The sequence below is a fragment of the Streptomyces sp. NPDC006193 genome, assembly GCF_040613915.1.
GTDB lineage: Bacteria > Actinomycetota > Actinomycetes > Streptomycetales > Streptomycetaceae > Streptomyces.
In genome coordinates this window covers 181,266-201,568 of the sequence record NZ_JBEXTB010000007.1, presented here as the reverse complement: position 1 = coordinate 201,568, position 20,303 = coordinate 181,266, and the positions used below count along the sequence as shown (strand labels likewise).

At 75.0% G+C, this 20,303-nt stretch carries 13 protein-coding genes; 4 read left to right on the top strand and 9 right to left on the bottom strand.

All coding sequences use genetic code 11. The features are described 5' to 3' along the window. Positions 1–377: 377 nt before the first annotated feature. Both ABZ261_RS10880 and ptsP read left to right on the top strand, forming a co-directional pair. Positions 378–827, top strand: a complete 450-nt coding sequence (locus ABZ261_RS10880; protein ID WP_356857565.1) for a PTS glucose transporter subunit IIA — start codon at positions 378–380, stop codon at positions 825–827. Between the two features lie 77 nt (positions 828–904). Continuing rightward, positions 905–2,575: a phosphoenolpyruvate--protein phosphotransferase gene (gene ptsP / locus ABZ261_RS10875; RefSeq protein ID WP_356857563.1), complete on the top strand. Its 1,671-nt coding sequence runs from the start codon at positions 905–907 to the stop codon at positions 2,573–2,575. A 108-nt stretch (positions 2,576–2,683) separates the two neighbouring features. On the opposite strand, the gene ABZ261_RS10870 is transcribed toward ptsP, so the two are convergent. Together ABZ261_RS10870 and ABZ261_RS10865 are read right to left on the bottom strand one after the other, a co-directional pair. After that, on the bottom strand, positions 2,684–3,577 hold the full coding sequence (locus ABZ261_RS10870) for a hypothetical protein (RefSeq protein WP_356857561.1): 894 nt from the start codon (positions 3,575–3,577) through the stop codon (positions 2,684–2,686). Between the two features lie 201 nt (positions 3,578–3,778). After that, a complete protein-coding gene (locus ABZ261_RS10865; RefSeq protein ID WP_356857559.1) occupies positions 3,779–5,746 on the bottom strand; it encodes an acetoacetate--CoA ligase in 1,968 nt (655 codons plus the stop codon). A 214-nt stretch (positions 5,747–5,960) separates the two neighbouring features. On the opposite strand from ABZ261_RS10865, the gene ABZ261_RS10860 reads away from it, so the two are divergent. Beyond that, complete coding sequence (locus ABZ261_RS10860) at positions 5,961–8,321, top strand: glycoside hydrolase family 31 protein (RefSeq protein WP_356857557.1); 2,361 nt, start codon at positions 5,961–5,963, stop codon at positions 8,319–8,321. Between the two features lie 10 nt (positions 8,322–8,331). Here the strand turns inward: ABZ261_RS10860 and ABZ261_RS10855 are convergent, their stop codons facing one another. The 5 genes from ABZ261_RS10855 to ABZ261_RS10835 form a co-directional block, all read right to left on the bottom strand. Further along, positions 8,332–8,868, bottom strand: a complete 537-nt coding sequence (locus ABZ261_RS10855; RefSeq protein ID WP_356857555.1) for an NUDIX domain-containing protein — start codon at positions 8,866–8,868, stop codon at positions 8,332–8,334. Between the two features lie 501 nt (positions 8,869–9,369). After that, complete coding sequence (locus tag ABZ261_RS10850; protein WP_356857553.1) at positions 9,370–9,975, bottom strand: ATP/GTP-binding protein; 606 nt, start codon at positions 9,973–9,975, stop codon at positions 9,370–9,372. Between the two features lie 328 nt (positions 9,976–10,303). After that, positions 10,304–10,699, bottom strand: coding sequence for a DUF742 domain-containing protein (locus ABZ261_RS10845; RefSeq protein WP_356857551.1), 396 nt, complete (start codon positions 10,697–10,699; stop codon positions 10,304–10,306). 9 nt (positions 10,700–10,708) lie between these two features. Further along, entirely contained in the window at positions 10,709–11,143 is a 435-nt protein-coding gene (locus tag ABZ261_RS10840) for a roadblock/LC7 domain-containing protein (protein WP_356857549.1), read from the bottom strand. After that, on the bottom strand, positions 11,140–13,983 hold the full coding sequence (locus tag ABZ261_RS10835; RefSeq protein ID WP_356857547.1) for a nitrate- and nitrite sensing domain-containing protein: 2,844 nt from the start codon (positions 13,981–13,983) through the stop codon (positions 11,140–11,142). The genes ABZ261_RS10840 and ABZ261_RS10835 overlap by 4 nt, the downstream gene beginning before the upstream one ends. A gap of 420 nt (positions 13,984–14,403) precedes the next feature. Here ABZ261_RS10835 and ABZ261_RS10830 point away from each other — a divergent pair, with 420 nt between their 5' ends. Next, a complete protein-coding gene (locus ABZ261_RS10830; protein ID WP_356857545.1) occupies positions 14,404–14,937 on the top strand; it encodes a hypothetical protein in 534 nt (177 codons plus the stop codon). A gap of 155 nt (positions 14,938–15,092) precedes the next feature. Here the strand turns inward: ABZ261_RS10830 and ABZ261_RS10825 are convergent, their stop codons facing one another. Beyond that, positions 15,093–15,491: a hypothetical protein gene (locus ABZ261_RS10825; RefSeq protein WP_356857543.1), complete on the bottom strand. Its 399-nt coding sequence runs from the start codon at positions 15,489–15,491 to the stop codon at positions 15,093–15,095. A gap of 136 nt (positions 15,492–15,627) precedes the next feature. Continuing rightward, complete coding sequence (locus ABZ261_RS10820; RefSeq protein ID WP_356857541.1) at positions 15,628–20,280, bottom strand: hypothetical protein; 4,653 nt, start codon at positions 20,278–20,280, stop codon at positions 15,628–15,630. Positions 20,281–20,303 lie beyond the last annotated feature (23 nt).

The window sequence follows — 20,303 nt, the reverse complement described above, 5'->3', positions numbered from 1 at the left end:
CGTTGATTTTTGGCACGCTGTTGAGTTCTCAAGGAACGGTCGCTTCCTTCGTACTCACCCTCTCGGGCTTTCCTCCGGGCGCTTCCCTTCGGTGTTTCAAACTCTACCAGGCTTTTTCCGTGTCTCCGACCGCCCCCTGCGAGCACGCAGAAGAAGATCCAGAGATAGGATCTGATGAGTTGGTTGCTGCCGGGCCAGGACGTTGTTGCACGCCGCTCGGCCCCCTGCAGGAGTACGACTGTACACGGAGCCCGGAAGACGGTGCAAATCTGCTGGGTTGGTGGTCTAGACCACTAGCTGGTAGCTTCTGTCCGGAACCACCACTTCGCTTGACATACCCTGCTGCTCAGTGCGGCTCCACTGCTGGGAGGCTTCCCATGACCACCGTGACGTCCCCTCTTGCTGGTCGGGCCATCGGACTGGCCGCGGTGCCGGATCCGGTCTTCTCCGGGGCCATGGTCGGCCCGGGAACCGCCATCGACCCCGTGCGGGAGCCCTCCGAGGCCGTCGCACCCGTGGACGGCGTCATCGTTTCCCTCCATCCGCACGCGTTCGTCGTGGTGGACGAGAGCGGCCACGGCGTGCTCACCCATCTCGGCATCGACACCGTCCAGCTGAACGGCGAGGGCTTCGAGCTGCTCGTCGACAAGGGCGACACCGTGTCCCGCGGCCAGAGCATCGTGCGCTGGGACCCCTCCGCCGTCGAGGCCGCCGGCAAGTCCCCGGTGTGCCCGGTCGTCGCGCTCGAAGCCACCGCCGAGTCCCTCTCCGATCTCCGTGACAGCGGTGACGTGAAGACCGGCGACAGCCTCTTCTCCTGGAAGTGACGCAGCGCCGTCCCGGGACGGCGGACAGGACAACCACCGCGGCGGCGGAGCCCGCCGCACTATCGGAGACGGGTGAGATGGAGACAACGCTGCGAGGCGTCGGCGTGAGCCATGGCGTGGCGATCGGCGAGGTCCGGCACATGGGCACGGCGGTGCTGGAGCCGCCGGCCAAGCAGATCCCCGCCGAGGAGGCGGAGCGCGAGCAGGGGCGGGCGCGGCAGGCCGTCGACGCCGTGGCCGCGGACCTCACGGCGCGCGGCAACCTCGCGGGGGGCGAGGCGCAGGCCGTCCTCGAGGCGCAGGCCATGATGGCGCAGGACCCCGAGCTGATGGCGGACGTGAACCGGAGGATCGCCGTCGGCAGCACCGCCGAGCGCGCGGTGTACGACGCGTTCGCGGCGTACCGGGAGCTGCTGGCCGGTGCCGGCGAGTACCTCGCCGGGCGGGTGGCCGACCTGGACGACGTGCGGAACCGGATCGTCGCCCGCCTGCTGGGCGTTCCGATGCCGGGCGTCCCGGACAGCGACGAGCCCTATGTGCTCGTGGCCCGGGATCTGGCGCCTGCCGACACGGCTCTGCTGGACCCGTCGCTGGTGCTCGGCTTCGTGACCGAGGAGGGCGGTCCGACCAGTCACAGCGCCATCCTGGCGCGGGCGCTGGGGGTGCCGGCCGTCGTGGCGCTGCCCGGTGCCGTCGAGCTCGCCGAGGGCACGGTGATCGCCGTGGACGGCAGCACCGGCGATGTCTTCGTGAACCCGAGCGACGGGAAGAAGGCCGAGCTGGAGGCCGCGGCGGCCGCGCGCAGGGCGGCGCTGGCCGCGTCGACCGGGCCCGGGGTGACTGCGGACGGGCACAAGGTGCCGCTGCTGGCCAACGTGGGCGGGCCCGCGGACGTGCCTGCGGCGGTGGAGGCCGGCGCCGAGGGCGTCGGTCTGTTCCGTACCGAGTTCCTGTTCCTGGACGACAGCAAGAACGCTCCTTCCGAGGAGAAGCAGGTGGAGGCCTACCGGCAGGTGCTGGAGGCGTTCCCCGAGGGCCGAGTGGTCGTGCGGGTGCTGGACGCGGGTGCGGACAAGCCGCTGGACTTCCTGACGCCGGCGGACGAGCCGAACCCCGCGCTCGGCGTGCGGGGGCTGCGGACCCTGCTGGACCACCCCGAGGTGCTGCGCACGCAGCTGACCGCGCTGGCGAAGGCGGCGGAGGGGCTGCCGGTCCACCTGGAGGTCATGGCGCCGATGGTGGCGGACCGCAAGGACGCGAAGGCCTTCGCGGACGCCTGCCGGGAAGCGGGGCTGCGGGCGAAGTTCGGCGCGATGGTCGAGATCCCGTCGGCCGCGCTGCGGGCGCGTTCGATCCTGCGGGAGGTCGAGTTCCTGTCGCTGGGGACCAACGACCTCGCGCAGTACACCTTCGCCGCCGACCGGCAGGTCGGTGCGGTGTCGCGGCTGCAGGACCCGTGGCAGCCGGCGCTGCTCGACCTGGTCGCGCTGGCCGCCGAGGCGGCCAGGGCCGAGGGCAAAAGCTGCGGGGTGTGCGGCGAGGCGGCGTCCGACCCGCTGCTGGCCTGTGTGCTGACCGGTCTCGGTGTCACCTCCCTGTCCATGGGCGCGGCGTCCATTCCGTACGTGCGGTCCACGCTGGCGAAGTACACGCTGGCCCAGTGCGAGCGCGCCGCGGCGGCGGCGCGTGCGACGGACAGCGCCGAGGAGGCGCGCAGCGCCGCTCAGGCGGTGCTGTCCGGCGAGTAGCCGCAAGCGGCGTCTGCACGGCGTCCGGTCCAGGGGCGCCCCGCCTTCGGGTGGGGCGCCCCTGCTGTGTCCGGGTGCCCTTGCGCTCGGTGGCGGTGGCCCGGTGCGTCAGTGGCGGTGGCCCGGTGCCGTGGTGTCCTCGCCCAGGTCGGGGGGTTCGCGGTAGTCGACGCCGGACTCCGGGGAGATGAGCTCGCCGGACTCGACGTCGGTGCAGTAGGCGTCGAAGACCTCGGACGCGGTCAGGGGTTCGAGGGCGCCGCGGCGCAGACGCCAGCCGTAGACGCGGTCCGGTGTGCCGGTGGCGGTGGTGCGGATGACGAGGCCGCCGGGGCTGCGGGTGGCGAGGCCCAGGGCGAGGACGCTGGTGAACTCCAGGGCCTCGGCCTCGTCGAGGCGGGTCGCGCCGTCGGCATCCTGATCGCCGTGGAGGACGGCGACCAGGGTGTCCGGTGATCCGGAGACGGTGCAGACCAGATGGCGGTCGCCGGGCGGTGCGGTGTCGAGGATGCGGCCCAGGAGGTCGGAGGCGCGGGTGAAGGCCGCCCTGCCGATGTCCTCGCCGCAGCCGGCGCAGGGGCCGAGGCGGGTGAGGAGGGTGGTGGCGTACTCCCAGGTGGCCTGGCGTACCGCCGCGTCCACGAGGTCGGACAGGAGGACGGCGAGCGGGCGGCCGTCGTAGGGGACGGTGGGGCCGGTGGCCGCGAGTTCCGCGGTGAAGCGGGTGCGGCTGGCCGCGGCTTCCGGGTCGAGGCCGGCGTCCGCGCAGTACGCGGCGTAGTCCTCGGGGTCGAAGAGCGCGAGCGTGGTGTGCGCTCCCTGGGCGGCGCGGGTCTCCAGGACGGCCTCCACCTGCCGGAGGTAGGCGGCGTGGTCGTCGAAGGCGAAGCTGCGGTAGCGCCGCATGGCACGGAAGTCGTGTTCGTCGGTGAGGACCCCGAGGGTGCCGGCGATCTCGCGGTGCAGGGCGCGTCGCATGGTCCGGTGGTCGGTGTGCGCCATGTCTCCCCCAAATGCGCAGTCGATCAATGCTCACTCACAGTAATGGACGGCACTGACAGTGGGGGTGTCGGCGGGAGGCGCGGACCCGGCGGTCGGCTCTTCTGCGCAGGTCGTAGGGGGCGTTCGGGTGGGCCCCGGACGGTGCCGCGTGGTGCGGCAGGGGTCCGGGGCCGTGTGCGGAGCGTGTTCTTCCGGGCCGGGTCAGGCGCGCTTGCGGGCCAGTTCCTCGTAGAAGGCGAGCAGGGTCAGGTCGTCGATGGAGCCGGGGTTGACCGCCTTCTCCCGCGGGGTCCCTTGCAGGAGGCGCTTCACCGGGACCTCGATGCGCTTGCCGGTCAGGGTGTGCGGGATGCCGGGCACTTCGATGATCTCGTCGGGGACGTGGCGCGGGGAGAGCTGTTCGCGGATGGCCTGCTTGATCCGGTTCCGGAGCGCCTCGTCGAGGGCGGCGCCCGGTGCGAGGTGCACGAACAGCGGCATCCAGTAGCCGCCGTCGGGCTGTTCGACGCCGATGACGAGGGACTCCCTGATCTCGGGCAGGCGCTCGACGACCTCGTAGATGTCGGCGGAGCCCATGCGGACGCCCTGGCGGTTGAGGGTGGAGTCGGAGCGGCCGTGGATGATCACCGTCCCGCGCGAGGTGACGGTGATCCAGTCGCCGTGGCGCCAGACGCCGGGGTAGGTGTCGAAGTAGCTGTCGTGGTAGCGGCGGCCGTCGGGGTCGTTCCAGAAGCGGATCGGCATGGACGGCATGGGGTTGGTGACGACCAGTTCGCCGACCTCGTCGACGAGGGGCTTGCCGCTGGGGTCCCAGGACTGCAGGTCGGTGCCGAGGCAGGGCGCCTGGAGTTCGCCGGTGTACACCGGGAGGGTGGGCACGGCGCCGGCGAAGCAGGAGCACACGTCCGTGCCGCCGCTGACGGAGGCGATCCACAGGTCGTCGCGGACCTCGTCGTGCAGCCAGCGGAAGCCGTCGGGCGGCAGGGGGGAGCCGGTGGTGGCGACGCACCGCACCTTGGTGAGGTCGTGGTCGCGGGCCGGGTGGACGCCCGCCTTGCGGCAGGCCATCACGTAGGCGGCGGAGGTGCCGTAGAGGGTGGCTCCGGTGCGTTCGGCGACCCGCCACTGGGCGCCCGTGTCCGGGTGGCCGGGGCTGCCGTCGTACAGGACGATCGTGGTGCCGGTGAGCAGGCCGGAGACGAGGAAGTTCCACATCATCCAGCCGGTCGAGGTGTACCAGAAGAAGCGGTCCCCGGGGCCGAGGTCGCAGTGCAGGCCGAGCTGCTTGAGGTGTTCGACGAGGATGCCGCCCTGCGACTGGACGATGGCCTTGGGCAGGCCGGTGGTGCCGGAGGAGTACAGCACCCACAGGGGGTGGTCGAAGGGCACCTGCTCGAAGACCGGCTCGGTGTCCCCGGCCGTCAGCGACGACCACTCCAGTGCGCCGTCGGGCGCCTCGCCGCCCAGCAGCGGGATGTGGACGACGGCGCGCAGGGTGGGCAGTTCACGGCGCAGCTCGGCGACGGTCCCGCGGCGGTCGTGCTCCTTGCCGCCGTAGCGGTAGCCGTCGACGGCGAACAGGACGACCGGCTCGACCTGCTGGAAGCGGTCGAGGACGCTGCGGGCGCCGAAGTCGGGCGCGCAGGAGGTCCATACGGCGCCGACGCAGGCCGTGGCGAGGAGGGCGACGACGGCCTGCGGGATGTTGGGCAGGTAGCCGCTGACGCGGTCGCCGGGGCGGACGCCGAGGGACCTGAGGGCGGCGGCCAGGGAGCCCACCTGGCGGCGCAGCTCGGACCAGGTCACGGGGCGTGGTTCGTGGGTCTCGTCCACGTGCAGCAGCGCGGGTTCGTCCGCGCGGTCGGCCGCGGCGCGCAGAGCGTGTTCGGCGTAGTTGAGGGTGGCTCCGGGGAACCACTGGGCGCCGGGCATGGCGCGGTCGCCGAGCACGCGCGCGTAGGGGGTGGAGAAGCGGACGTCGAACCACTCGGTGACGGCTTTCCAGAAGGCGTCCGGCTGGTCCACGGACCACCGGTGCAGGGCCGGATAGCCTCCCTCGGCCGGGGCGCCGTGATGGTCGGCGGCCCATGCCTGGAACCGGGTGATGCGGGCCTGGGCGATCCGCTCGGGATCGGGCTGCCAGAGCGGCTGGGGGTTCGCGTTCGACATGGGGCGGCTCCCGGGCTGTGCGCTTCGTGGGCGTCGGTCCGCGCACGGGCTGGGGTGTGCGCGTGACGCGGCTGACACGGACGATGCCATGTGATCGACTTCCGCACCAGGGTCCGCCCCACATAGTCCGTGTCGTGAAGATGTGGGCCTGGCGTGGGTGAACGGCAGTTGAACGACACGCCCGGGCGGGGTGCTCAGTGGCAGGGTGAGCGGCATGGACGGTCGTGACCTGGTGCGTTCGGTGGGTGGGGTCGGTGCGGGGAGGACGGCGCGGCAGGTGCGCGCCCTGCGTGCCGCATGGCGCAGGTGGCGTGCCGACGCCGCGGGGCTGCCGCCGCGGGGTCCCGAGCGGGCCCGGGTGCCGGGGCAGGTGCAGGGTGCGGAGCCGGGCCCCGGGGGCGGGGTGCTCCGGTTCGCGCGCTCCGAGCTGCGGATCGTCGTCGCGGTGAACGGGGCCGTCTTCTGGGGGTGGGACGGGGCGGGCCCGCAGCCGTCGTACGCGCTCGCCGGGAGCGGCCCCGAGCCGGATGCGCGTGCGGTGCTGGAACCGGACAAGGACGGCGGCTGGCGGGTGGTGGCCGAGCGGGTGACGGTCGGCGTCTCGCGGCACGGCGCGGTTGAGGTGTGCACGCCCGGCGGGGTGACGCTGCGGCGGGACCTGCCGCCGCGGTGGTGGGAGCCGGTCGGCGGGGGCACGGCCCGGTGGACGCAGCGGTCGCAGGTGGCGGCGGACGCGCGGTTCTTCGGCCTGGGCGGGCACGCGTCCGGGCCCCGGCTGCGCGACGGCGCGTACCGGCTGTGGAACACCGGTCCGGGCCGGGCGTCCGGGCCCGGTGGCGACCCGCCGCGCCTGACGATGCCGGTGCAGCTGGTGGTGGCGGACGCCGGTACGCACCTGATGTTCCACGACACCACCTGGGACGGGACCGTGCTCCTGCGGGAGGGCGAGGAGGGCGCCGGGTCCGGTCATGACCGTCCGGGGTGCTCCGAGCTGCGGATGGACGGCGGTCCGCTGCGCTGCTGGGTGATGGTCGGCACGCCCGCGCGGGTGCTGCACACGTGGGCCTCGCTGACCGGGGCGCCCGCGCTGCCGCCCGTGTGGGCGCTGGGCCACCATCACGCGCCGCGGGGCCTGGACGGCGAGCAGGAGGTGCGCCGGGTCGTCGCGGACCACCAGGAGCGCGGACTGCCGCTGGACGCCGTGCACCTCGGCGACGAAGTGAGTGAGGGGCGGCGGGAGTTCAGCGTCGATCAGGAGCGTTACCCCAAGCTGCCGGTGCTGGCGGACGAACTGCGCCGGGACGGGATCCGGCTGGTGTCGGTCGTCTCTCCGGCGGTGCGGGCGGAGCCGGGCGGCGGCGTGTACGACAGCGGTGCGGCCGTGGACGCGTTCGTGCGGGACGCGCGGGGCCGGGTCGTGCGGGGAGTGACGGAGGCCGGCGAGTCGGTGTTCCCGGACTTCACCGACGCGGGGGTGCGCGCGTGGTGGGGCGCGCTCCACGAGGAGCGGCTGGGGCAGGGGTTCTCGGGGTTCTGGTACGACGGGAACGAGCCGGCGTCGTCCGCCGCCTTCGGCGAGCCCACGCTGCCGCGCTCGGCCCGGCACGCGCTGGAGGGGCGCGGCGGCGACCACCGGGAGGCGCACAACGTGTACGCGCTGTGCATGGCCCGGGCGGGCCACGAGGGCCTGCGCGCGCTGCCGCCCGGCGAGCGGCCCTTCGTGTTCTCCCGCTCGGGCTGGGCGGGGCAGCAGCGGTACGGCGGCACCTGGTCGGGGGGCGGCGTGGCGGCGGGGTGGCCGGGACTGCGGGCGTCGCTGTCGCTGGTGCTGGGGCTCGGACTGTGCGGGGTGCCGTTCTCGGGGCCGGACGTGGGCGGCCCCGACGGCGTGGTGGCGCCGGAGCTGTACCTGCGGTGGCTGCAGCTCGCCGCGTATCTCCCGGTGCTGCGCACCCGTGGCGGCCCGGCGGTGAGCGGGGAGCCCCAGGGGTCCGGGGCCGAGGTGCTGGAGCACGCGCGCGCGGCGCTGCTCGAACGCCGGCGCCTGCTGCCGTACCTGGTGACGCTGGCGCATCTGGCGCGGCGGACCGGCGCGCCCTGCGTGCGGCCGGTGTGGTGGGGGGCGCCGGAGGACCGGGCGCTGCGCGACTGCGAGGACGCGTTCCTGCTCGGTGACGCGCTGCTGGTGGCCCCGGTGCTGGGTCCCGGTGCGGGCCGGCGTGCGGTGCGGCTGCCGCGGGGCCGCTGGTACGACACGGTGACGGAGGAGGCCCACGAGGGCCCGGCCCGGATCTGGGCGGACGCGCCCCTGTCGCGGATACCGGTGTTCGCGCGCGCGGGAGCGGTGCTGCCGGTGCGGGGCGCCGGGGGCGGCACGGAGCTGGAGGTGTGGGCGCCCCCGCGCGGGGGCGCGGGGGGCGGACCGGTGGTGCAGGACGCGGGCGACGGGTGGCGGGAACCGGAGATCGAGCGCTACGCCGCCCGCCGGCAAGGCGACCGGGTGGTGGTCACCCGGGAGGGGGAGGACGGCGCGGGCGAGCCGCCCTTCCCGGTGCGGGTGCGGGGGCTGCGCTGAGTCGCGCGGCTCAGATGTAGCGGCCCTCGAACCATGCCCGCACGGCCGCCGTGTGCAGGGGGAAGGCGAGTTCCTCGGGTCTGCGCAGCAGGTGCCAGCCCTCCGTCTCGTCCGTGCGGGCGGAGGGCGGCAGTGCGTCGGCCGGGCGTTCCGGGAGCAGTCCGAACAGCAGCAGGTGGCCGTCGGGTGAGCTCATGGCGTCCGCGAGCCGCACGTCCCGGGCGGCCGCCTCGATGCCGGTCTCCTCCGCGAGTTCGCGTACGACGGCCTGCCTCCAGTCCTCGCGGTGGTCGATGAAGCCGCCGGGCAGGGCCGTGCCTCCGCGCGCGGGGGCGACGGTCCGGGTGATGACGACCAGAGCCGTGCCCTGGGTGTCGTACACGGGCTGGAGCGCGACCGCGACCGGCAGCGGGTTGCGGTAGGCGACGGCTCCGCAGGACGGGCAGGTGCGGGGCCAGCCGGAAATGCCCTCTCCGTAGGGCGTTCCGCAGCTCGAACAGTGGGAGTCGGGCGCGGAGTTGGCGTAGGAGCGCTGATTTTCGGACACGCGCGGACTGTATCCGATCGCGAGATGCGCGTCTTCTGTCAGCGGCGCCTCCGTGGAGCGCGGGGAGGCGGCCACGGAGAGGGGTGGCCGGGACCACCCCCGTCGATCCCGGCCACCCTCGTGTACCACGACGCGGTACGGGGCCGTTCGGTTCACCGGCACCGCCTGCAGGTGCGCGCGGCCCGCGGCACGACCGCGGCGCCGGTCCTGCGCGCTGCGTACGTTCGTCCGGTGTGCCGCGTGTGCCGCGTGTGCTCGTGGGCCGTGCTGTGGGCTCGGTGCGGCGCGGCAGCAGCGCCGGGACCGGTGGGCGGCCCGGCCTCGCCGCCGCCGGCGGCCTCCGGCGGAGCCTCGGCCTGCTCCACGAAGGGAACGGGGAGGACGGCAGGTGGGCGTCGCCCGCAGGCGCGCAGGGGCGTCACCGAGGACCACGGCCCGTACCCGGGTCGGCGGGGGTGCCCGCCGCGTTCGTCGGCCTGAGCGAAGTGGTGGGTCTGCCGGTCAGCCGACGGCGGCGCGGCGGCGGGCGGCCGTGTGCCTCATCGCGTGCTGGACGACGCCGATCAGGACCTCCTTGACGGACTCCCGGTCGCGGGCGTCGCAGAGGACCAGGGGCACGTCCTCGTCCAGGTCCAGTGCCCTGCGGACGGCCCCGGCCGGATGACGGGCTGCTCCCTCGAAGCAGTTGACGCCCACGAGGAAGGGGATGGAACGCCGCTCGAAGTAGTCGACGGCGGCGAAGCAGTCCTCCAGGCGGCGCGTGTCGGCGAGGACGACGGCGCCGAGCGCGCCCTCGGACAACTCGTCCCACATGAACCAGAACCGCTCCTGCCCGGGCGTGCCGAAGAGGTACAGCACCAGGTCCTCGCGCAGGGTGATGCGGCCGAAGTCCATGGCGACGGTGGTGGTGCGCTTGCCCTCCACGCCGGTGGTGTCGTCGACCGGCCGCCCCGCCTCGGTGAGCGGTTCCTCGGTGCGCAGCGGCCTGATCTCGCTGACCGCGCCGACGAGGGTCGTCTTGCCCACGCCGAAACCGCCGGCCACGAGGATCTTGAGCGTGACGGGCTCGACCGGGGGCTTGCCGCGCTCAGAGCGCCCGAGGATCATCGATCTCTTCTCCTGCTGATAGGGGGTCGGGCGACGGCCGGCCGGGGCCGCCGTCACCGGGTGACGAAGGGGTGCGCCGCCGGGAGCTGCGTGCCGGTCGTCCGCTCCCGGGCGGAAGCGGCGCCCGCGGCGCGGCGGCCTTCTGCCGGGCCGTGCGGGCCGGGGACCGGCACGCCGGGTGAGCGGCCCGCCGGGTGCGGCGGCCCGCCGGGGGCCCGCCGGGTGAGCGGCCGTGCCGTCGGCCCGCCGCACCCGGCCGGCGCCGGACGGTCCCGGAGGCGCCGGCGCCGACCCGTCCGTCACCTCCCCGGCCCGCGCGTCCGCGCCGTCACAGGGCCCTCAAACCGTTGATGACGTCGCGCAGAATGCTTTCGTCCGGCAGCTCGGCCGGTGGCACCGGGCGGGTCACATGGACGAGCTCCGCGTGCACGAGGTCGCCGATGAGAACGCGGACCACACCGATGGGAAGGTCGAGTTCCGCGGCGATCTCCGCCACCGACTGCGGCGCCTTCCGGCACAGTCCGACGATCTCCACGTGCTCCGGGGACAGTGCGGGATCCGCCTCCGGGTCACCGGCGCCGGGCTCCGCGGCGACCACCGCGATGAGGTCGAGGCGGTGCTGGCCCGCGCTGGTGGTGCGGCCGCGCGTCATGGCGTACGGACGGACGACCGGGCCGGCCTCGTCGTCGAACCAGTGGTTTCCTGTCTGGCCGTCTGCGCTCATGCCCTCTCACTACCCGCCCGCGGGCAGATCGGTGCGCGGGGCGGTGCCCAGGTGCACGCCGACCCGCTTGACGAGGAGCGTCATCTCGTAGGCGACCTGTCCGACGTCGGAGTCGGCGTCCGAGAGGACGGCGAGGCAGCTGCCGTCCCCGGCGGCGGTGACGAACAGGAAGGCGTCGTCCAGCTCCACCACGGTCTGCCGGACGCTGCCCGCGTCGAAGTGGCGGCCCACGCCCTTGGCCAGGCTGTGGAAGCCGGACGCCACGGCGGCCAGGTGTTCGCTGTCCTCCCTGGTCAGGTCCTTGGACACTCCCGTGGGCAGTCCGTCGCCGGACAGGATCAGGGCCTTGCGGATGCTGGCGACCCTGTCGACGAGTTCGTCCAGGAGCCAGTTCAGCTCCCCCTGGTTCGTCGCCGTGCGGCCGGTCGCCTTCGGTGCGGTCATCGACCGTCCCCCTTTGTCGTTCCTTGTGCTGTGCCGTCACGGGCCCCGTCGCCCGCGGCGTTCTCCTCCCGTCCGCGCTGCCAGCCGCGCTGGAGGGAGGCCATCCGGCTGCGGACCTCCTCGGCGTCGCGGTCGGCGGGCTGCTCCGCGCGCCGGGCGCGCGGTTCGGGGTCCTGCTTGAGCTGGGGGGCCAGGCTGGCCTGGCGTACCCGCCTGGGCAGCGGCCCGGCGCCCGGTTCCGCGGCCGGGCCGTCGGCGGGGGCGGCCGTGCCGCCGCGCGGCGCCCGCTCGCCCGGGCCGCCGGTGCGGGGCTCACCGGGCCGGGTCCGCCGGGGCGGCTCCGGGGCCTCGGGTGTCCCGTCGGCGCCGGCCGCCGGGGTCGCCGGACGCTCCTCGGCTCGGTCGGCTCGGTCGGCTCGGTCGGCTCGGTCGGCGAGGCCGCCGGGGTGCCGGGCGGCCGGACCGCGGCGGCGGGCGGGCAGCGGGGCCGGGCCGTCCGGGTCCGGGCGGCGGGACGCGAGGGAGGGCTGCCGGTCCGGTTCGCCGCGGCGGGACCGCTGGTCGGTGACCGGCTTGCCGTGCGAGCTGACCAGCTTGGGCGTCTGCCGTCGCGGCAGGGGCACCGGTCCGCGGTCGCCGGTCCCGTCCCGCCCGAGGCGGTCGGCATCCGGCGCGGCCGTCCGGTCGTCGGCGTCCGGGCGGGTCCGGCGGGCGCGGAACAGTCCGCCGCGCTCGCTGTCCGCGTCCTCGAGGGCGCCGGGGAAGTCCTCCAGGGCGTCGAGGTCGACGGGCGCCTCCAGTTCGACCGGGCCGTCCAGCAGGGAGGTCGGCAGGCCGGGCAGTTGCAGCGGCCCCGGGGTCCGTCCGGCGGTCCGGCTCGCCGGCTGCTCGGCGCCCTTCGCCGTGCGGTGCCGGTCCAGCCGGAATCCGGCGCCGTCGGTGTCCGGGACGTCGTCGGTGAGCAGGGCGTCGGGGATGAACACCACGGCGGTGGTGCCGCCGTACGGCGAGGGCTGCAGGGAGACGCGGACGTTCTGCCGCTGGGCGAGGCGGCTGACCACGAACAGGCCGAGCCGGTCGGTGTCGGAGAGCTCGAACTCCGGGGTCTCGGCGAGGCGCAGATTGGCGTCCAGCAGCGCCTCGGCGGTCATCCCGAGGCCCCGGTCGTGGATCTCCAGGGTGAACCCGTTGGCGACCCGCTCGCCGACCACCTGGACGGCGGTGTGCGGGGGCGAGAACACCGTGGCGTTCTCCAGGAGTTCGGCCACGAGGTGGGTGAGGTCGGCGACGGCGGGGCCGGTGACGGCGACCCGCGGCAGCCGGCGGACCTCGATGCGCTCGTAGTCCTCGACCTCGGCGACCGCCGCGCGGACCACGTCCATCAGCTGCACGGGCCGGCGCCACTGCCGCGAGGGTGCGGCGCCGGAGAGGATGACCAGGCCCTCGGCGTGGCGGCGCATACGGGTGGTGAGGTGGTCCAGGCGGAACAGGTCGGCGAGTTCGTCGGTGTCCTCGGTCCTGCGCTCCATGCTGTCGAGCAGGGTGAGCTGCTTGTGGAGCAGGACCTGGCTGCGGCGGGCGAGGTTGACGAAGACCTCGGAGACACCGGCCCGCAGCTCGGCCTGCTTGACGGCGGCCTCGACGGCGGCACGCTGCAGGGTGTTGAGGGCCTGGCCCACCTCGCCGATCTCGTTCTTGTCGTACTCCAGGCGCGGCACCTCGGTCTCGACGTCGACCTGCTCCCCCGCGGACAGCCGGCGCATCACGCTCGGCAGCCGGACGCCGGACGCCTCGTGCGCCTCCATCCGCAGCTGCCGCAGGTCGCGGATGAGGCTGCGGCCGACGCGCACGGACAGGACGACGGACAGGAGGAGGGCGACCAGGCCGAGGACGCCCTCGACGGCCGCCTGGACGACCACGCCGCCGGCCACGGGCCGCAGGCGGTCCCGGAACCGGTCGCCCGCCTCGTCGTCGAGGGCGCCGAGCTTGTCGAGGACGCTCGCCGCGGCCGCGTCCCAGCTCTGCGCGGTGAGGCCGCGCACGGTCCCGGACTGCGTGCGGACGACGGACTGTTCGGCCGTGCGCAGCGGGGCGGCGGTGGCGTTCTGCCAGAAGCGTTCGTACCGGTCGCGGTCGGAGGCGGGCAGCAGCGGCAGGCTGATGTCGTACAGCAGGTCGCGCTGGGCGACGAGGTCGGAGACGGTGCGGGTCTCGTCGTTCGACAGCGTGCCCACCACCAGGGCGGAGCCGAGCAGCGCGTCCTCGCGGGAGAGCAGTTCGCGGGCTCGGGCGAGGTTGACGAGGGCGCGGGCCTGCTTGTCCAGCTCCACGCTGTCGACGCCGTCGAGGGAGGCCAGCAAGGTCAGGCAGGGGTCGACGAGGCGGTTGTAGCGGTCGAGGGCCTGGGCGCGGCTGACCGTACGCGCCGCGACGCCGCGGCGCAGGGAGCCGAGGCCGTCGAAGGCGTCCAGGACCATGGTGAGACGCTCGCGGTCGTCGTCGTCCATGCCGTCGACGACGTCCCGCTTCTTCGCGTTCTCACGGATCTCGGCGAGGGAGCGGTCGGTGGCGGTGCGGGTGCGGCGCAGTGCGGAGAGGGCGTCGGCCGCGCGCGGGTCGGCGAGGTAGACGAGGGCCTGGCGGCGTTCCTGCTGCAGGCCTCGGACGGCGTCCTCGGCGGGGCGGCCGATGCCCTGCACGATGCCGGACACGCGGAAGAGCCGGGTGACCTCACGTCCCGTCGACACCGTGGCGACGCCCCAGACCGCGGTCAGGGACACCAGCGGCACGAGAAGCAGCGCCACGATCTTCCGGCGGATCGACTTCCCGCGAAAGCGCATGGCCTCCCCCAGCTCGACCCCCGCCGGCCGGGGGACACATGTGCGTCAACAAACGGCGCGAGCCTACTACCGCCGCACAGTTAACTCGAAGACATGTCCGGAGCGCGAACTTCCGCACCGGTGGCGAGAGATGACGAGTTGTCCGGGCATTGCGGGAGATTGCCGCCGCGATCCGGGGCGCCCGTGCCCGCGCCGCCGCGGTCCCGGGAAGGGGCGGTTGGCTGGATTCTTTCCACCGGTGGGAATCTTCGGGCGGTCCCGTTCGTCCTTGTCTTCGGGAGATGGGGGCGGAATGGGCCACAGGAGCCGCATCCCGCACCCCGGCGGCGTGAATCAGCGCAAGCCGGGCAGTTCACTGGGGAGCCGGGGTCTTCGGGCATCGGGGCGAGCGGTCTGTCGGCGGTGGGGAGTGACACGGTGATGGACACGGCGGAGCGGCGCGGGGCGCCGGAGGGGAGCGCGGCGGGGCGCTCGCAGGCGCGACCGGGCGGGGAGGTACCGGTGCGCCACGCTGCGGCACGGCGGGGCGCCGGGGGGCCCGGCGACGAGGAACGGCAGCGGATATCCCGGCCGTTGTGGGTGGAGGAGCCCGCACGCCGGCATCCGCTGCCCGATCCGGTGCGTACGGCGGCGGTGCGGGCGGTTCTGGTCATCGCGGTGACGCTGATCCAGGCCATGGTGGCCTTTCTGTGCACGATGGCCGGGTCCTGGCTGGCGTTCCCCATGGTGATCAGCAGCGTGGTGAGCACCGTGGTGGCCACCTGGGCGGTGGTGGACGTGTGGGTGACCCGCCAGGTGTGGAACCAGCGGTACGGCGTGGTCTCCGAGCCCAGCAGCACGGCCCGCGCCCTGCGTCGCGAGCGCCGCGCCCGCCGGCGCCGGGAGCGGGCCGCCGCGCGCGAGCAGGAGCGGATACGCCGGCGGGGCGGCGCCGGGCAGCTGTCGCACCCCTGAGGCGGCCGCGTCCGGCGGCACCCGTCCCCGCGGACCGGAGCCGGCGGGACGAACCGGCGGCACCGCGGCGGGGCCGCCTCACGTTCGGGGAGGGCACACGCGTGGAGGCGGGCCCGGAGGCCCGCCCCTGCGTGTCCCTCGTCGTGCTCTTGCGGTCAGGCCTGGGCGTACTCCCAGCCGCCGCAGCTGTACGGCGTGCCGCTGGACGTGTCCTGCAGGCAGGCGCGGATCTGCAGGGTGGTGCCCTCCGCGAAGGACAGGTCCCAGTTCTTGGGGACGGCGTAGCCGTTGCCGTTGTAGTACGAGTGGGTCGGCGAGCCGGCGTTGTAGCGCCACTGGGCGGCGGTCCCGTGGCCGTCCTTCTTCAGGTCGAGGGCGGTGAGGGTCTCGCCGTCCTGGGCGAACTCGGTCTCCGCCGTGGGCGAGGTGAGTGCGTTGTAGGCCCGGAAGACGTTGCCGTCGGCCCGTGCCGGGGCGATGCCCAGAACGATCACCGACACGGAGGCCGCGGCTGTCCCGAGAACGGTCGTCAGACGACGGTAAGGCGTGCGCAAGGCTGCGTTCCTCTCTTCGGACGACTGACCGGGTCCGAACCTACTCCGGGGAAAGGCCGGTTGCTCACCCGTTTTTTCCCTCGCCCCGCGGGTCCGGACGCTCACGGCAGCGGGGCGGTCACGGATCCGCCCCCGCTCAGTGGGCCGCGGGCGCCGGGCGCTTGAACATGCGCGTCGCCGTGATCTCGCTGTGCACCGTCTCCCCCGGCTGGGGCTGCGGCGGCAGCCCGGGCCGCAGATGCTCCTCCACACTGATGTACTTCAGGCCCGCCCGGAGATCCGCGTCGTTGCGCAGGCGGATCACCAGCGGGAACTCGGCGAGGGCGGTCGTGTCGAACAGGCCGGTGGTGTACAGCAGCTGCACGCCCAGCGCGTCGGAGACGGCTCGCTGCAGCTCCAGCAGGTAGGTGGCGTTGGCGCGGCCGATGGGGTTGTCCAGGAACAGGGTGCCCGCGTGCCGGTGCTTGTCGCGGCCCCGGTCGTTGGAGCGCAGCGCGGCCATCGTGCAGTACAGGGCGATGGCGGCGGTGAGCAGCTGGCCGCCGGAGAACACGTCGCCCATCTGGCCGACGGGGACCCGCTCGGCGCGCAGGACCGCGTCCGGCTTGAGGATCTCGACGGCCACGCCCTTGGGCTGCAGCGCCGCCGCGACCCCCCGCAGCAGCAGGGACATGCCGTCCCGGCGCAGGTCGCTGTTCTTCTTCACGGCCGCGCGCGTCGCCTCGTCGACGACCTCGCCGAGCCGTTCGGTGAGCGTGGCCTGGTCCGGCTCCTCGAAACGGATGCGCAGGAACTCCTGGCCGGACCACTCGCCGAGCCCCTCCGGCAGCCGGGAGAGCCGCTGGGCGGACCTGAGCGTCGCCAGGGCCGACTCCACCAGGCCGCGCAGCCGGTCCACGATCGAGTCGCGGTTGCGCTCGAGCTGGGCCAGTTCGTCGGTGAGGACCCGCAGCCGGGGCGCGAAGGCGTCCGCCCACTTCTGGGCGTGCTCGGGCAGGGCGGAGGCGGGCAGCTCGCGGATCTGCTGCCGCGCGGGGGTGCGGACCTGCTCGTAGCGCGTGGAGTTGGCGTGCCGAACGAGGACGTCGCTCGCCTCGCGCACGGCCGCCTCGGCGGCGGACAGGTCGGCGGCGCAGCCGCGCAGCGAGCGGCGCGCCTCGGCGGCGGACTGCCGGGCCTCCTCCAGGGTGCCGGGGTACGGCTCCTGCTCCTCCTGCTCCTCCTCGGGGGTGTGCTCGCGCAGCAGGTCGCGGAGCATGGCGGCGATCTCGTCGAAGCCGCCGGCCGCGTCCTCGGCGGCGCGGTGGGCCTCCTGCAGCCCGGCGTGCGCCTCGCGGGCCTCGGCGAGCGCCTCGGTGCGGGCGGCGAGCTCGGCCGTCGCGGTGCGCAGCAGCGCCTGGGCGTGCTCCGCGTCGCGCGGGACGAGTTCCCCGGGCAGCTCGGTGTGCGCCTCGCCGTCCTCGGGGGCGAGCCGCTCGGCCTCGCCGCGCAGCCGGCCGAGCTGCTCGCTCGCGGACGACATCCGGGTCTCCAGGAGATGCACCAGCTCCTCCGCGCGGGCGGCGGCGGCCTGCCGGGAGGGGCCGTCGGAGCCGTCGGGCGACTGCAGCAGCTGCTCGGCGCGGGTGCGGACCTTGTTGCTGAGCCGGTCCAGTTCGGCGCGGGCGGCGCTCTCGTCGCTCTCCGCGCGGGCCTGCTCGGCCCGCAGATCGGCGCCGACGCCGACCTTCTCGTACACCTGGGAGGCGGTCCGGTAGGCCTCGCGGAGCGCGGGCAGGGACGCCTTGGGCGCGTCCGCGTCCTCGGCCGGCAGGTCGTCGGGGGCGCCGGCGATCTCGGAGCGCTCGGCGCGCAGGGCGCGGGCGGTGCGGCGGGCGTCGTCGGCGGCGCGCTGGGCGGCGCGGCGGTCCTCGTCGGCCGCGCGGGCGCGTTCCAGGCAGGACTGGGCGCGGGCCTCGGACTCGGCGGCCTCGTCGGCGAGTTCGCGCAGCTTCGCCTGCCAGCCGGCGCGCTCGCGGAGCCGGTGGGCGAGGCCGGCGAGGGCGTCGGCGGCACGGCGGGCCTTCTGCGCGGCCTCCTGCCGTTCGTCGCGCAGCTGTGTGGCCTCGGCGGCCTGCTCGTCGGCCTCCGCGCGCACGGTCCGTGCCTCGGCGAGCTCGGCCTCGGCCTCCTCGGCGAACGCGCGGGCCTCCTGGGCGGCGCGGGCGAGTTCGGTGAGGCGTCCGGCGGGGCAGCCGGTCCGCCAGGAGGCGAGCCGGGCGGCCAGTTCGCGGTCCTTGCCGAGGCGGGCGGCGAGGGCGCGGATCTCCTCGTCGCGCTGCATGGCGCGTTCGCGCAGGGCCTGGCGCTCCTCGTCGGCGGCGTGCTCGTCGTGCATGGCCGGGTTCGGCGGCACGAGGAAGACGTCCCCGGCGCCGGCGTCGTCGGCGGGGGTCGGGGCGAGCAGGGCGGCGGCGGTGCCGACGGCGACGGCGGACCGGGGCAGCAGCGCGGCGTCGCTCAGCGCCTCGCGGGCACGCGCGTGCGTGTCCGGATCGGTGATGATCACACCGTCGACCAGTTCGGGGCGGGCGGCGAGCACGCGCGCGTGGTCGGCGGGGTCGACGGCCTGAGCGAGGTAGCGCCAGCCGGGCAGCGCCGGGATGCCGTGCTCGCCGAGGAACTCGACGGTGGCCAGCACGTCGGGGCCGGGCGGCAGCAGTCCGCCGTCACCGAGGGCGCCGAGGATGCGGGCGTCGTCGGCGGCGGCCGTACGCAGGTCGAACAGGTGCCGTTCGGCGGTCGAGACGGCGTCGTCGAGCAGTGCGCGCAGCTCGTCGGCGAAGCGGTCGAGGTCCTCGGGGCCGAGCGGTCCCTCGCCGAGGGGGCGGGAGGTGCTCGTGGGGGCCGGGGCCGCGTCGTCCGCGCCGCTGCGGGGGCCGGGCACGCGGGCCGCGGCCGCCGCGCCCGGCAGGCTCAGCAGCTCGGCGAGGCGCTCCTCGGCGGCCAGCGACTCGGCCAGGCGGCGCTCGGCCTGGTAGGCGCGCTCGGCGGCGGTCGCCGCGTCGGCCGCACGGGCCGCGGTCAGCTCCGCGCGGGCCTCGGCGGCGGCCGCCTCGCGCGCGTGCTCGGTGGCCTTGCGGGCGGCTTCGCGGGCCGCGTCCCAGGCGGCGACGGCGGTCTTCTCGGCGTCGCTGGCGGCGAGCGCGGCCCGGGCCGGGTCGGCGTCCGGGGCGCTGTCGTCGAGCCAGCCCGCGCGGACCGCCTCGGCGGTCTCCTGCTCGACCTCGGCGAGCCGCTGGCGCAGGTGTCCGGCCTCGCTGCGGGCGCGCTGGGCGTCGGTGGCGGCGGCGGTGGAGTCGCGGTAGGCGCTGTCGCTGACCTCCTGGAGGGCGGCGGAGCGCTCCTCCTCCTCGTTGGCGAGGGCCTCGGCGCTCTCGGCGGCGGCGTGCAGGGCCCGTACGAGGTCGACGGCGGCCTTGGCGCGGGCGGCGAGCGCGGGGGCGGCGTCCCGTTCGGCCTCCTGGATGGCGGCGGACACGCGCGCGACGCGGTCGGCGGCGGCGCGGTGGCGCAGCACGGCCTCGGCGGCCTGCCAGGCCGCGTGCAGGGTGCGGGCGTCCGCCAGCTCGCGCTTCTGCGCGGCGGCGGACTTCTCGGCGGCGGCGAGGGCCAGGGAGGCGTGCCGGTAGGCCAGTTCGGCGGCGATCAGGGCGCTGCGCTCCCGCGCGCCCTCGGAGTGCGTGACGGCGTACGCGGCGGCCGTGACCCGCTGGGCGAGGTCGGCGGCGCGGACCCGCTCCTGCACGGCCCGCGCGGACAGCCGCCGGGCCAGCGTGCGGGTGCGGCGCTCGGCGCCGGCGTGCACGTCGCGTGCGCGTGAGCGCGCCTCGGCGGCCTCCACGATCCGGCCGAGCAGGTCGACGGAGCCGGCGGTGAAGTCGCGCTCGGCGATCAGTTCGGCGCGCCGGCCGAGCTTGTTGCCGAAGCCGCTGACGAGGTCGGCGAGTCCGTCGGTGTCGCGGGTGTCGGTGACCGCGCGCAGCAGCAGGTCGGTGAAGTCGGAGTCCTTCTTGACCGCGAAGAGGCCGGCCGCCTCGCCCTCGTCGGCGTTCATCTCGCGCTGGTAGCGGAAGAGTTCGGGGTCGAGGCCGAGCTCGCCGAGGTGCTCGGTCCAGCGCTCGTGGATCTCTTCCCAGTGCACCTCCAGGTGCGGGTAGGCCTTGCCGGCCTCCATGAGGGCGTCGCGGAAGCCCTTCATGGTGCGGCGGCGGCCCTGCGCCCCGGAGGCGCCCTCGGCGGGCGGCCGGACGGCGGTGGACTCGGCGACGGGCAGGTTGTCCAGGCTGAGGCCGGGTCCGGGCCGGAAGGAGTACCAGGCCTCGGCGAACTTGCGCGGGTCGTTGGAGACCTGCCGCCCGCGCCACTCGCTGACCTTGCCGACGACCACGCACTCGCCGGTCAGCACGTGCTGCCACTCCAGGGCCACATGCCCGCAGTCGTCGGCGAGCAGGAACTTGCGCAGCACGCCGGAGCTGGCGCCGCCGAGGGTGTTGCGGTGGCCCGGCAGCATCACCGAGAAGATCAGCTTGAGCAGGACGGACTTGCCGCCGCCGTTCTCCAGGAACAGCACGCCCGCGGGCGCGGGCCGGCGGGGCGGGCCGGACGGCTCCTCCGCGAAGAACTCCGCCTGCGTGGGCGCCGGGTCGGGCACGGGCTCACCGACACCTCGCAGGTCAAGCACGGTGTCGGCGTAGCGCGCACCGGCGGGACCGATGGAGTAGAGGCGGACCCGGGACAGCTCGTACATGGCGGACTCTCGTCAGTCTTCTG

Excerpts from the sequence above, each read along its gene's own strand:
- ABZ261_RS10830 (WP_356857545.1), top strand. The coding sequence starts at position 14,404 with ATGGACACGGCGGAGCGGCGCGGGGCGCCGGAGGGGAGCGCGGCGGGG.
- ABZ261_RS10845 (WP_356857551.1), bottom strand. The coding sequence starts at position 10,699 with ATGAGCGCAGACGGCCAGACAGGAAACCACTGGTTCGACGACGAGGCC.
- ABZ261_RS10870 (WP_356857561.1), bottom strand. The coding sequence starts at position 3,577 with ATGGCGCACACCGACCACCGGACCATGCGACGCGCCCTGCACCGCGAG.
- ABZ261_RS10835 (WP_356857547.1), bottom strand. The coding sequence starts at position 13,983 with ATGCGCTTTCGCGGGAAGTCGATCCGCCGGAAGATCGTGGCGCTGCTT.
- ABZ261_RS10850 (WP_356857553.1), bottom strand. The coding sequence starts at position 9,975 with ATGATCCTCGGGCGCTCTGAGCGCGGCAAGCCCCCGGTCGAGCCCGTC.
- ABZ261_RS10865 (WP_356857559.1), bottom strand. The coding sequence starts at position 5,746 with ATGTCGAACGCGAACCCCCAGCCGCTCTGGCAGCCCGATCCCGAGCGG.
- ptsP (WP_356857563.1), top strand. The coding sequence starts at position 905 with ATGGAGACAACGCTGCGAGGCGTCGGCGTGAGCCATGGCGTGGCGATC.
- ABZ261_RS10840 (WP_356857549.1), bottom strand. The coding sequence starts at position 11,143 with ATGACCGCACCGAAGGCGACCGGCCGCACGGCGACGAACCAGGGGGAG.
- ABZ261_RS10820 (WP_356857541.1), bottom strand. The coding sequence starts at position 20,280 with ATGTACGAGCTGTCCCGGGTCCGCCTCTACTCCATCGGTCCCGCCGGT.
- ABZ261_RS10860 (WP_356857557.1), top strand. The coding sequence starts at position 5,961 with ATGGACGGTCGTGACCTGGTGCGTTCGGTGGGTGGGGTCGGTGCGGGG.
- ABZ261_RS10880 (WP_356857565.1), top strand. The coding sequence starts at position 378 with ATGACCACCGTGACGTCCCCTCTTGCTGGTCGGGCCATCGGACTGGCC.